The sequence below is a fragment of the Pseudomonas sp. GM84 genome (assembly GCF_000282535.1).
Lineage (GTDB): Bacteria > Pseudomonadota > Gammaproteobacteria > Pseudomonadales > Pseudomonadaceae > Aquipseudomonas.
In genome coordinates this window covers 1-12676 of record NZ_AKJC01000250.1, presented here as the reverse complement: position 1 = coordinate 12676, position 12676 = coordinate 1, and the positions used below count along the sequence as shown (strand labels likewise).

Below are 12676 nucleotides of genomic sequence, written 5' to 3'. Positions count from 1 at the left end.
GCGAAACAGGCAGCGCGGAGCATGGCACCGGCTTCGCCGGTGTTCGCGGGACAAGCCCGCTCCCACAGGAATCGCGTCAACTTTTAGAAATTGAGCAAGACAGTTGCTCCCACAGGCTTAGCGAAGTTCTCAAGACCAGTGGTGTACCCGTGGGAGCCGGCTTGCCGGCGATGAGGCCGATACAGGCAACTACCGCTTCTTGCCCCCCAACAACGACCCCATCAACCCGCGCACCAACTGCCGCCCCAGCTGGTTGGCCGCCTGACGCACCGCCGACTTGATGGCCTGCCCCGCCGCACTCTGCAGGAACTCTCCGGCCTTGTCGGCCAGGCTCTCTTCATCGGCCTTCTGCACCGGCTCGCCCCTGCGCTGGGTCAGCATTTCATAGGCCGACTCACGGTCAACCGGCTTGTCATAGCGCCCCAACAAGGGCGACCCGGCAATCAACGCGGCCCGCTCGGCCCCGCTCAATGGCCCGATGCGCGATTGCGGTGGGGCGATCAGCACGCGCTGCACCATCGCAGGCGTGCCCTTCTCTTCCAGGGTACCGACCAACGCTTCGCCGATACCCAGCTCAGTCAGCACCGCCAGGCTGTCGAACGCCGGATTGGGACGAAAACCGTCCGCCACCGCCCGCAGCGACTTCTGCTCCTTGGCCGTGAATGCCCGCAAGCCATGCTGGATGCGCAAGCCCAGCTGAGCCAGCACGGTGTCCGGCAGATCGCCCGGAGACTGGGTCACGAAATACACCCCAACGCCCTTGGAACGGATCAGCCGCACCACCTGCTCCAGCCGGTCCTGCAAGGCCTTGGGCGTGTCGTTGAACAGCAAGTGCGCCTCGTCGAAGAACAGCGCCAGCACTGGCTTATCGGCATCTCCGCGCTCAGGCAGCTGTTCGAACAGCTCGGCCAGCAACCACAGCAGGAAGGTCGCGTAGACCTTGGGCGCGTCATGCACCAGCTTGCTGGCATCGAGCAGATGGATACGCCCGCGCCCATCGCCATCGAGTCTTAGCAGGTCTTCCAATTGCAGCGCCGGCTCGCCGAACAGCGCTTCGGCGCCCTGCTGCTCCAGGGTTGCCAGGCGGCGCAGGAGCGCCTGGGTCGAGGCGCTGGTCATCAGGGCGCTGTCTTCGCCCAGCAACTGCGGGTTGTCCTTCAAGTGTGCAAGCAGCGCCTTGAGGTCCTTGAGGTCGAGCAACAGCAGCCCTTCCCGGTCAGCCACCTTGAACGCCGCGTACAACGCCGCCTGCTGACTGTCGGTCAACGCCAGCAAGTTGCCGAGCAACAACGGCCCCATTTCACTGAGGGTGGTACGCAACGGATGACCGGATTGCCCGGCGACATCCCACAAGGTGACCGGGTAAGCACGCGGCTGATGGCCCAGCCAGGGCATTGCGGCGATCCGCTCGGCCACCTTGCCCTGGGGCGCGCCCGGCGCGCCGAGGCCGCAGAGGTCGCCTTTGACATCGGCCGCGAACACCGCCACGCCCGCGTCGCTGAACACTTCCGCCAGGTGCTGCAAGGTCACGGTCTTGCCGGTACCGGTAGCACCCGCCACCAACCCGTGACGGTTGGCCAGGCGCATGGCTTGCTTGACCGGTTGGCCATCCGTGCCAGCCCCTATAACCATGGTCAAAGAATCCGACATCTTTTTGATCCTCTTCTCAAGCTTTACCGCCTATTGGCCGATAACGCGGGGTGATATTCGCCATTAAAGACAGGAACAACCCAAAGGACTACCCGGGATGTTGCACTGTTTTACTGCTGTATTCGTGCGAACGCCCGATAAAAACCTTAGCGGAACCGATTACGCCATGAACAAAAGCCTGCGTTTCAGCCACAAGATTCTTTTGGCGGCATCACTGATCGTGATCCTCGCCTTCAGCCTGTTCACCCTCTACAACGATTACCTCCAGCGTAATGCGATCCGCGAGAATCTGGAGAATTATCTGGCTGAAATGGGCGAGTCCACTTCGACCAACATTCACAACCTGTTCGAAGGCCGCATCAAGCTGGTTGAAAACCTGGCCCAGAACATTGCCCAAGCGCCCGAACAGGCTGAGACGCTGATGGGCCAGAACGCCCTGATCTCAAGCTTCCTGACCGTCTACCTGGGCAAGGTCGACGGCGGTTTCAGCGTACGCCCCGACTCGAAGATGCCCGATGGCTACGACCCGCGCACCCGCCCTTGGTACAAGGACGGCATGAATGCCCAGGGCGTGATCCTCACCGAGCCTTACATGGACATGACCACCAACAAGATGGTCATCGGCATCCTCGGCAAGGTGTCCACCCAGGTGGGCGTGGTGGGCGGTGACCTGGCCCTCGACGGCCTGGTGCGCATCATCAACTCGCTGAACTTCGGCGGCATGGGCTACGCCTTCCTGGTCAACGACCAGGGCAAGGTGCTGGTTCACCCGGACCAGAAGATGGTCATGAAGTCGCTGTCCGACCTGTTCCCGCAGCACACGCCGAAACTGACCGGTGAACTGACCGAAGTCGAGGCCGACGGCCAGACCCGCCTGTTGACCTTCACCCCGATCAAGGGCCTGCCATCGGCCAACTGGTACATCGGCCTGTCGGTGGACAAAGACAAAGCCTTCGCCATGCTCAGCACCTTCCGCACCTCGGCGGTGATCGCCACCGTGGTGGCTGTGGTCATCATCATCGGCCTGCTCGGCCTGCTGATCAGCGTGCTGATGCAACCGCTGCTGACCATGACCCGCGCCATGGAAGACATCGCCGAAGGCGAAGGCGACCTGACCAAACGCCTGCGCATTCACAACCACGACGAATTCGGCATCCTCGGCACGGCCTTCAACCGCTTCGTGGAGCGTATCCACGGTTCGATCCGCGAGGTGTCCTCGGCCACCGAGCAGGTCAACGAGGTGGCCCTGCGTGTCATCAGCGCCTCCAACTCGTCGATGGCCAACTCGGACGAGCAATCCAACCGCACCAACAGTGTCGCCGCCGCCATCAATGAGCTGGGTGCTGCCGCCCAGGAAATCGCCGGCAACGCCGCCCAGGCCTCGCAGCACGCAAGCTCCGCTCGCCTGCTGGCCGAAGAAGGGCAACAGGTGGTGGACCGCAACATCGCGGCGATGAATCGCCTGTCCGACCTGATCGTGACCTCCAGCGCGCACATCGAGACCCTGAACAGCAAGACCGTGAACATCGGGCAGATTCTCGAGGTGATCACCAGCATCTCCCAGCAGACCAACCTGCTGGCACTGAACGCCGCGATCGAGGCGGCCCGGGCCGGTGAAGCCGGGCGCGGCTTCGCCGTGGTTGCCGATGAAGTGCGCAACCTGGCGCACCGTACCCAGGAGTCTGCGCAGCAGGTGCAGAGCATGATCGAGGAACTGCAGGTCGGCGCCCGCGAGTCGGTCGAGACCATGGGCCAAAGCCAGCGCCACAGCCAGGACAGCGTGCAGATCGCCAACCAGGCCGGTGAACGTCTGGACAGCGTCACCGTGCGCATTGGCGAGATCGACGGCATGAACCAGTCGGTGGCCACCGCCACCGAAGAACAGACCGCGGTGGTCGATTCGATCAACATGGACATCAACGAAATCAACATGCTCAACCAGGAAGGCGTGGAGAACCTGCAGGCCACCCTGCGGGCGTGCTCGGACCTGGAGCAGCAAGCCACTCGCCTGAAGCACCTGGTCGGCAGCTTCCGTATCTGACCTGACGCACCGCGTCGCCCCCATCGCCGGCAAGCCGGCTCCCACAGATTCACCGCAGACTTTGTGGGAGCCGGCTTGCCGGCGATGGCCTCGACACCACTCCCCCGCCCAACCCGATCGAACAAACTATCCTTCTATAAGGTCAACCTTTAGGCGCGTCATCACCGGCCCCTTACAGCCGAATGACAGACCCGAAGACGATCCCGGAGGGATGCTGATCGTGCACATCGCTGACATCACCATGTTCTATGCCCCGGCCAGCGGAGGCGTACGGACTTATCTTGATGCCAAACATCATCGCCTCGACGCCCTCCAGGGCGTTCGCCACAGCCTTTTGATCCCCGGCCCCAGTGCCCGCCATACCAATGGCGTGTACGAAGTACCTGCCCCCCCTCTGCCCTTCGGCAACGGCTACCGATTCCCCGTGCGGCTGGGCCCTTGGTGCACGGTGCTGCGCGGGCTCAAGCCGGACCTGATCGAAGTCGGCGACCCCTACCTCACCGCCTGGGCAGCACTGGAAGCACGCCGCCAGCTCGACGTACCGGTGATCGGTTTCTACCACTCCGACTTGCCGCTGCTGGTCAGCAACCGCATGGGCAACTGGTTCACGCCCAATGTCGAAGCTTATGTCAGCAAGCTGTATGGCAATTTCGACCGGGTACTGGCGCCCAGCCAGGTAATGGCCGACAAGTTGCGCCGCCTGGGTGTACGCGATGTGCATGTACAACGCCTCGGCGTCGACCTTGCCACCTTCAATCCGGCAAAACGCGACCCGCAACTGCGGGCTCAGCTGGGCATACCCGATACCAGCCGGCTACTGGTGTTCGCCGGCCGGGGCTCGCGGGAAAAGAACCTGCCGGTGCTGCTCGACTGCATGCAGCACCTGGGGCGCCCCTATCACCTGCTGCTGGTGGGTTCGAACATGCCGGCCAACGTGCCGGACAATGTCAGTGTGATCGACCACTTCTGCCCACTCGATGAAGTCGCCCGGCTGGTGGCCAGTGCCGACCTGCTGGTGCACGCCGGCGACCAGGAAACCTTCGGCCTGGTCGTCCTCGAAGCAATGGCCAGCGCCACGCCCGTGGTGGCGGTAAGGGCCGGAGCCTTCAGCGAGATCATCAACGAACAATGCGGCCGCCTGTGCCGCGCCAACGATGGCCAGGCCATGGCCACGACGGTGCGCGAGGTGTTCGAGGCCGGCGTCCGCAAGCTCGGTGCCCAGGCTCGCCTTCACGTGGAGCAACATTACTCGTGGGACAACGTGGTAAATGGCCTGCTCCAGCACTACCAGGCGGTGCTCGGCCATCAGCCACAGGTACGCGCCCATGGCTGAGGGCGATGGCGCGTCGCGCAGCCTGATGCTGGTGCTGCACGACATTGCGCCGGAAACCTGGCCGGACTACCAGCCGTTCGTGCAGGCGGTCGATGAAATGGGCGGCGTGCCGATGACCTGGCTGGTAGTCCCCGACTTCCACCACCGCAACCCCCTGGCACACTCCCCGGCTTTCTGCCGCCTGCTCGAACGGCGCCTGGCGCAAGGCGACGAACTGGCGCTGCACGGTTTCTTCCATGCCGATGACGGGCCCTCGCCACGCAGCCTCGGTGAGTACTTCATGCGCCGTCTCTACACCCACGAAGGCGAGTTCTATGCGCTCGACCAGGCCCAAGCGCTGCAGCGCCTGGAAGACGGCCTGGCACTGTTCGAGCGGCAAGGCTGGCCGGTGGCCGGCTTTGTCGCGCCGGCCTGGCTGATGAGCCAGGGCACGCGCCAGGCCTTGTGCCAACTGCCGCTGCGCTACACCAGCACCCCGCAGCACTTGTACCGCTTGCCCGATTTCCGCGCATTCACTGCCCCCGGCCTGGTCTGGAGTGCCGGCAGCGCCTGGCGCCGGGGCGTTTCACGGATGGTATGCGACTGGCAGCGACGGCGCTGGCGCGAGGCCCAGACCTTGCGCCTCGGGCTGCACCCGGTGGACATGCGCCACCGCTCGTCACGCAACTACTGGCTGGCCGCGCTCGACCATTTACTGCTTCAGGGCCGTGAACCCCTGACCAAATCGGCCTGGCTGGACCGCCAGGTGCTCGCATGAATCGCTTCGCCTGGCTGGGCCTTGCACTGCTGTGCGCAGTCCTGGTGCCAGCATTGCTCGGTGGCGACGAGCTGCTGCCCAGGATCAAGGCCTTCGACCCCGGCCTGATGTTGACCCTGCTGGGCATGATCCTGTTGTGCTGGATCATCAATGCCATGCGCCTGCGCCTGCTGCTCGGCCAGCACGGCGCAAAGCTTGGGCACGTGCGTAGCCTTGGCGTGGTAATGGCCACGGAGTTCGCCATCTGCACCACGCCCGGTGGCAGCGGCGGGCCGTTGACGCTGATGGCCCTGCTCGCCCGCGACCGCATCGGACCGGCCCGCAGTGGCGCGGTGTTCGCCATGGACCAGCTGAACGACTTGCTGTTCTTCTTCTGCGCGATGCTGGCGATCGCCGGCTATGCCCTGTTCCACAGCCTGGGCCGCAGCCAGGAAAGCCTGCTGCTGGGCAGCGCCTTGCTGCTGTGCACAGCACTGGCCGCGATACTGGCGTTGCTGCACTACCGGCGCGCGATCATGCGCTTCAACGGCCGGCTGCTGCAGCGCGCGGGCATGACCCCACGCCGCAGACGGCGCTGGGCACGCAAGGTGTTGCACTTCATCGCGGCGCTGGCCCAGACCTGGCGGCTGCCCAAGCGCACCCTGGCGCTGGTGTTCACCCTGACCTGCGCGCACTGGAGCCTGCGCTACAGCGTGCTGTTTCTGGTATTGCGGGGCTTGGGCGTGGAGCTGTCGTGGGTGCCGAGTTTTCTGGTGCAGATGCTCTCGCTCAGTGCCGGGCAGTTCAGCCTGATGCCGGGCGGCGCTGGGGCCGCCGAACTGACGTCGGCAAGCTTGCTGGCACCGATGGTGGGCAGCTCGACCGCGGCGGCGGCGATTCTGATCTGGCGCGCGGTTACTTACTACTTTTATCTGCTGGCAGGCGGGCCGGTGTTCGTCTGCCTGCTGGCGCGTCCGCTGCTGGAACGCTGGCGGGGTCAGGCGGGTTGAGCTGACGCCAGAGATCGGCGGCGCCGGGGAACTCGGTGCCGTCTTCTTCGTCAAGCGCTTCGGGGTCGTACCGGGCCAGGCAGCCTTCGCCGAGGGTGGGAGGGGGTGTGGCGGTGGGCTTGTTGCGGGCGCTTGCCATTGGATACACCTCAAGTATGGCTGAGAACCCCTGTGGGAGCGGGCTTACCCCGCGAAAGGGCCGGCCCGGACAACAAAGGTGTATGGCCAGGGCTTCGCCCTGGTTCGCGGGACAAGCCCGCTCCCACAAGCCCAGTGCCCACTATCAGTCGAACACCACCGTCTTGTTGCCGTGCACCAGCACGCGGTCTTCCAGGTGATAACGCAGGCCACGGGCCAACACCATCTTCTCGACATCTCGGCCGAAGCGAACCATGTCCTCGATGCTGTCGGCGTGGCTCACGCGCACCACGTCCTGCTCGATGATCGGGCCGGCGTCCAGTTCTTCGGTCACATAGTGGCACGTGGCACCGATCAGTTTCACACCGCGCAGGGCTGCCTGGTGATACGGCTTGGCACCGACGAACGAGGGCAGGAAGCTGTGGTGGATGTTGATGACCTTCTCGGCGTAATCCTGGCAGAGCTGCGGCGGCAGGATCTGCATGTAACGCGCCAGCACCACCACGTCGGCCGCATGCTCCTGGACCAGACGCGACACTTCGGCAAACGCTGGCGCCTTGTCTTTCGGGTCGACCGGCACGTGGAAGAACGGAATGCCGTGCCACTCGACCATGCTGCGCAGGTCGTTGTGGTTGGAAATCACGCAGGGGATCTCGCAATCCAGCTCGTCGGTGTGCCAACGGTGCAGCAGGTCTGCCAGGCAGTGCGATTCACGGCTGGCCATCAGCACGACGCGCTTCTTCTGCGCCGAATCAGTGACACGCCAGGTCATGGAGAACTCTTCGGCAATCGGTGCAAAGGCTTCGCGGAAAGCCTCGATACCGAAAGGCAACGATTCGGCACGGATTTCATGGCGCATGAAGAACCAACCACTCTGCTCATCGGAGTGGTGGCTGGCTTCATTGATCCAGCCATTGTACAAGGCCAGGAAATTACTGACTTTCGCCACGATGCCAACACGGTCGGGGCAGGCGATCACCAGACGATAGGTGCGCATGAATAAGACTCCAGAACTTCGCAAAGGCGCCCATTCTAGCGGTCCGGCCCAAAAAACGCAGTAAGCATTGCACCCACCGGCTGCATCCTCAGGTCATGCCTTACCGCTGCGACATGGCGTAACTGGGCAGCGGACATTCATGCCCAATTGAAGGGCCTATGTAAATTTTTCTTAATCTTGAGATATTTTGTCACAGCCTAATTAACAGTTCGCTGCCCTATTAATAGGTTTACTTGAGTGTATCGCCTGTCTATTATTGCCCCACACATTTCTGAACACGCATTAAAGGAACACTCCATGTCCCTGATCAACGAGTACCGCGCCACCGAAGAAGCCATCAAGGAACTTCAGGCCCGCCTGGCCAACCTGTCGCAGGATGACAAGCTGAAAAAAGAACTGGAGTTCGAAGGCAAACTGCGCACGCTGATGGGCGAATACTCCAAGTCGCTGCGTGACGTCATCGCCCTGCTCGACCCAGAGTCGAAACTGAGCAAAGCCCCGCGCGGCGCAGTCAAGACCACTGGCACCAAGCGTGCTCGCAAGGTCAAGCAATACAAGAACCCGCACAATGGTGAAGTAATCGAAACCAAAGGCGGCAACCACAAGACCCTGAAAGAGTGGAAAGCCAAATGGGGTGGCGATGTGGTTGAAAGCTGGGCAACCCTGCTGGACTGATTGTCCGCGCAGACGCTGCTTGTATAAACAAAAACGCCGGCTCGATGCCGGCGTTTTTGTTTGTCCATTTATTGGCTGATAGCAAATTGCTCTGACAACTGCCGGGCATGCACTTGCCAAGCGTCCAGCACTCGCCGCCCGGCCTCGTCAGCGTTGGCCCAGGCGCTCTGCCGAGCCTGCTCGAAGTCGCCCAGGGTATTCGGCGCGCCCCACAGCGGGTCGCTCAGGCGCTGCTGACAGAAGGCATACCAGCGCTGGCGCTCATCACTGTTCAAGGTCTCTGGGAAGTTGCGCGCCCGATAACGGAACAGTAATTCAGGCATGCGCGGGTCATCGAACATCCAATGACCGCCGCCCAAAGCGGCTGGGTCCAGCGTGCGAACTTGCTCGCACAAACGACGATCGCGATCCCCCAGGAAACCGTCATACAACTGCTGTTCAGGGTCCTCATTAGGCGCAAACTCATCCTTGCCGTAGATAGGCTCCAGCTTGTCTTGCCACTGCGCTTGCTGATTGGCCAGCGCTTCTCCACGTGTTTGCAAAAGTGCCAGATCGATACCGAGTCGTTGCTGATCCGCAGGGCGCAATACCGAAAGCGGCGCCAACACGGGACAGCGATTGATCTGTACCAACTTCAGCGGGACCGGTAATTGTCCTTCAGACAATTCCTCATGGCGCGTATACAAGCGCTCACGAAGTACTTCGGCACTTTCCCTCAATAACGGTAGGGTTTCCTGATGCAGGTCGCACACAATCAGTGCATTGCGATTGCGCGGGTGCCAGGCCAGCGGCAAGACCACGCCCAGATAATTACGTGCCGCCGAGAAGCGACCCGATATATGCACCAGCGGTTGCAATAAACGAATCTGCTCCAACACTTTGTGTTTGCTGCGCAGCTGGAACAGCCATTCGTACAACCTGGGTTGTTTTTGCCGAATCAGGCGCGCCAGGGCAATGGTCGCCCGCACGTCGGAAAGTGCTTCGTGCGCATGCCCATGGTCGATGCCGTTTGCCTGGCTCAGCAATTCAAGGCGCAGGCTGGTGCGTCCATCCTGTTGCGGCCAATTGATACCTTCGGGACGCAGGGCATAGGCGGTGCGCACCACATCGATCAAGTCCCAGCGGCTATTGCCGCCCTGCCATTCGCGCGCATACGGATCGAAGAAGTTGCGGTAGAGGCTGTAACGGGTCACTTCATCATCGAAGCGCAGGGTGTTGTAACCCGCACCGCAGGTACCTGGACGCGCCAGCTGCTCGTGGACCCGGGTCATGAACTCAGCCTCGCACAAGCCCTGGGTGGCCAGCTGCTGCGGGGTAATGCCCGTCACAAGGCACGCCGCCGGATGCGGCAGGATGTCGTCGGAGGGGCGGCAATAAAGACTGATGGGCGGCTCGATCTCGTTGAGCTCGAGATCGGTGCGCACACCCGCCACCTGCAACGGCCTGTCGCAGCGCGGGTTGATGCCGGTGGTTTCGTAGTCGTGCCAGAAGATGCTGGAAGTCACGGAGTCGTCCTGAATCGAGGTTGCCCCGATTCTAGCGGACCTCGTCTCAGACGGAAGCGTTGGCCGGCCGGAAACTGAAATAGTCGCGCAGCGAGCGGACGAAGTCGTCGTATTCGCGCGGTGCCTGCAGCAACATGAAGCCTGAATCGTAGTGACCCGGCGTCTGGTCTTCGCGGCACCACAGGCAACTGGCGGTCAGGTTGATGCACTGGAAGCCGCCGCCGGCAAGCGGCACGCGCAGCTGCAGGTCGAAATCCGGCCCGACCAGCACCGGCAACTGGCTGATCAGCATCAAGCCGTCTTCAGAGGCATTACCCAGCTGACCGATAGGTTGATCGGTGAAGCGGTTGAACACCTTCAATGCACACGGCAATTGGTGGCGTTCGATATGGCGCTTGTTGACCATGGTCACACGTGCAATCCGTACCAATGCCAGGAATGCAAGGTACTGGCGGTTGTTGTAACAACTGGATTACAGGTTAGCGCAGCGGGCCGTGCAAATCCCGTGAAATTATTGACACCTTGGTGTTAACGCCAAGGAGAGGTATTCACCGGATTGGCCATTGCCGCCTGGCCGCTGCGGTAATGGCCAAGTTTTTCAAGCGTTTGCAGGCGCGCCTTGGCGCGGTAGGCGTACTCGTTGTTGGGATACTGCTGGATCAGGTACTCATACGTTTGCGCGGCATCCACGAACAGCTGCTGGCGTTCCAGGCACTGGCCACGCAGCAATGACACTTCCGGGTGAATGAACGGGCGCGCACGGCTGGTACGGTCGACCTGGGACAATTCCAGCATGACCTTCTGGCAGTCGCCACGGTCGTAGGCGCGGTAGGCATTGTTCAAGTGATGGTCCATCGACCAGCGGGTGCAGCCGACGGTACTGGCCGTCGCCAGGGCTAAAACGATCAGGGCTCGCATGTGGGATCTCCTTGGATGCCTGTGTATCGGCCTTTGTCGGCAAATCTTCACCGCCATTTGCCAGGATACCTCGCCCGGTCATTTGCCACCCTGCGCGGCTTGCAGGTAGTGCAACGGAACAATGACTACAGCGTGATTCAGGAGTAGCCTTTCGCTGCGCTTCACTATAGGAGTCTGTGCATGACCATCCGCCGTACCAAAATCGTCGCCACCCTTGGCCCCGCCAGCAACTCGCCGGAAGTGATCGAACAGCTGATCCTCGCCGGCCTGGACGTGGCACGCCTGAACTTTTCCCACGGCACCCCGGACGAGCACAAAGCGCGCGCCCGCCTGATCCGTGACATTGCCGCCAAAAACGGCCGCCATGTCGCACTGCTGGGTGACCTGCAGGGTCCGAAGATCCGCATCGCCAAATTCAGCAACAAGCGCATCGAACTGAAGATCGGTGACAAATTCACCTTCTCCACCGCCCACCCGCTGACCGAAGGCAACCAGGACATCGTCGGCATCGACTACCCGGACCTGGTCAAGGACTGCGGCGTCGGTGACGAACTGCTGCTCGACGATGGCCGCGTGGTCATGCGCGTCGAGACCGCCACCGCCGATGCCCTGCATTGCGTGGTGATCGTCGGTGGCCCACTGTCGGACCACAAAGGCATCAACCGCAAAGGTGGCGGCCTGACCGCACCGGCCCTGACCGAAAAAGACAAGGCCGACATCAAGCTGGCCGCGGAAATGGACCTGGACTACCTGGCCGTGTCGTTCCCGCGTGACGCCAAGGACATGGAATACGCCCGCAAGCTGCGTGACGAGTCCGGCGGCAGCGCCTGGCTGGTCGCCAAGATCGAGCGTGCTGAAGCGGTCGCCGACGACGAGACCCTCGACGGCCTGATCGCCGCCTCCGACGCCGTCATGGTTGCCCGTGGCGACCTGGGCGTGGAAATCGGCGACGCCGAGCTGATCGGCATCCAGAAGAAGATCATCCAGCACGCCCGCCGCAACAACAAGGCAGTGATCGTGGCGACCCAGATGATGGAGTCGATGATCCAGAACCCGATGCCGACTCGCGCCGAAGTGTCCGACGTGGCCAACGCCGTGCTCGACAACACCGATGCGGTCATGCTGTCGGCCGAAAGTGCCGCCGGTGCCTACCCGATCGAAGCCGTTCAGGCCATGGCGCGGATCTGCCAGGGTGCCGAGAAGCACCCGACCAACCAGAAATCCAGCCACCGTCTGCACACCACCTTCGAGCGTTGCGACGAAAGCATCGCCCTGGCGGCCATGTACACCGCCAACCACTTCCCCGGCGTCAAGGCGATCATCGCCCTCACCGAAAGTGGCTACACCCCGCTGATCATGTCGCGCCTGCGTTCGCACGTGCCGATCTATGCGCTGACCCCACACCGCGCCACCCAGGCCCGTACCTCGATGTTCCGCGGTGTCTACCCGATCGCCTTCGACCCGGCTTCGCTGCCGGCCGACAAGGTGAGCCAGGCAGCGGTCGACGAGCTGCTCAAGCGTGGTCTGGTGGAACAGGGTGACTGGGTGATCCTGACCAAAGGCGACAGCTACCACACCATCGGTGGCACCAACGGCATGAAGATCCTGCATGTCGGTGATCCGCTGGTTGGCTGATCTGCGTCCCTAGGGCCGCTTTGCGGCCCATCGCCGGC

The 12676-nt window shown here is 62.4% G+C and carries 11 protein-coding genes and 1 pseudogene; 7 read left to right on the top strand and 5 right to left on the bottom strand.

What is annotated here, in order from left to right; all coding sequences use genetic code 11:
- Positions 1–189: 189 nt before the first annotated feature.
- Entirely contained in the window at positions 190–1650 is a 1461-nt protein-coding gene (locus PMI38_RS19790) for a helicase HerA-like domain-containing protein (RefSeq protein WP_008097686.1), read from the bottom strand.
- Between the two features lie 97 nt (positions 1651–1747).
- Here PMI38_RS19790 and PMI38_RS27965 point away from each other — a divergent pair.
- The 5 genes and pseudogenes from PMI38_RS27965 to PMI38_RS19770 all read left to right on the top strand — a co-directional run.
- A pseudogene (locus tag PMI38_RS27965) lies at positions 1748–2833 on the top strand (HAMP domain-containing protein); the annotation flags it as partial.
- Positions 2834–2926: 93 nt separating this feature from the next.
- Complete coding sequence (locus tag PMI38_RS27960; RefSeq protein WP_400640940.1) at positions 2927–3691, top strand: methyl-accepting chemotaxis protein; 765 nt, start codon at positions 2927–2929, stop codon at positions 3689–3691.
- Positions 3692–3902: 211 nt separating this feature from the next.
- Positions 3903–5024: a glycosyltransferase family 4 protein gene (locus PMI38_RS19780; protein WP_043273990.1), complete on the top strand. Its 1122-nt coding sequence runs from the start codon at positions 3903–3905 to the stop codon at positions 5022–5024.
- The gene (locus tag PMI38_RS19775; RefSeq protein WP_008097681.1) at positions 5017–5781 is read left to right on the top strand and encodes a DUF2334 domain-containing protein; all 765 of its coding nucleotides are present in this window, start codon (positions 5017–5019) and stop codon (positions 5779–5781) included. Before PMI38_RS19780 ends, PMI38_RS19775 begins: the two co-directional genes overlap by 8 nt.
- Positions 5778–6770, top strand: a complete 993-nt coding sequence (locus tag PMI38_RS19770) for a lysylphosphatidylglycerol synthase transmembrane domain-containing protein (protein WP_008097679.1) — start codon at positions 5778–5780, stop codon at positions 6768–6770. Before PMI38_RS19775 ends, PMI38_RS19770 begins: the two co-directional genes overlap by 4 nt.
- Positions 6771–7053: 283 nt before the next feature.
- On the opposite strand, the gene purU is transcribed toward PMI38_RS19770, so the two are convergent.
- Entirely contained in the window at positions 7054–7905 is an 852-nt protein-coding gene (gene purU / locus PMI38_RS19765) for a formyltetrahydrofolate deformylase (protein ID WP_008097675.1), read from the bottom strand.
- A 297-nt stretch (positions 7906–8202) separates the two neighbouring features.
- Between purU and mvaT the strand changes: the two genes are divergently transcribed.
- Complete coding sequence (gene mvaT, locus PMI38_RS19760) at positions 8203–8580, top strand: histone-like nucleoid-structuring protein MvaT (RefSeq protein WP_008097674.1); 378 nt, start codon at positions 8203–8205, stop codon at positions 8578–8580.
- A gap of 68 nt (positions 8581–8648) precedes the next feature.
- On the opposite strand, the gene sbcB is transcribed toward mvaT, so the two are convergent.
- The 3 genes from sbcB to PMI38_RS19745 form a co-directional block, all read right to left on the bottom strand.
- The gene (sbcB, locus tag PMI38_RS19755; RefSeq protein WP_008097672.1) at positions 8649–10085 is read right to left on the bottom strand and encodes an exodeoxyribonuclease I; all 1437 of its coding nucleotides are present in this window, start codon (positions 10083–10085) and stop codon (positions 8649–8651) included.
- Positions 10086–10131: 46 nt separating this feature from the next.
- Positions 10132–10491 (bottom strand): PilZ domain-containing protein, encoded by a 360-nt coding sequence (locus PMI38_RS19750; RefSeq protein WP_008097670.1) that lies wholly within the window; start codon positions 10489–10491, stop codon positions 10132–10134.
- Between the two features lie 122 nt (positions 10492–10613).
- Complete coding sequence (locus PMI38_RS19745; protein WP_008097668.1) at positions 10614–11003, bottom strand: hypothetical protein; 390 nt, start codon at positions 11001–11003, stop codon at positions 10614–10616.
- A gap of 180 nt (positions 11004–11183) precedes the next feature.
- Here PMI38_RS19745 and pyk point away from each other — a divergent pair, with 180 nt between their 5' ends.
- Complete coding sequence (gene pyk, locus PMI38_RS19740; RefSeq protein ID WP_008097666.1) at positions 11184–12638, top strand: pyruvate kinase; 1455 nt, start codon at positions 11184–11186, stop codon at positions 12636–12638.
- Positions 12639–12676 lie beyond the last annotated feature (38 nt).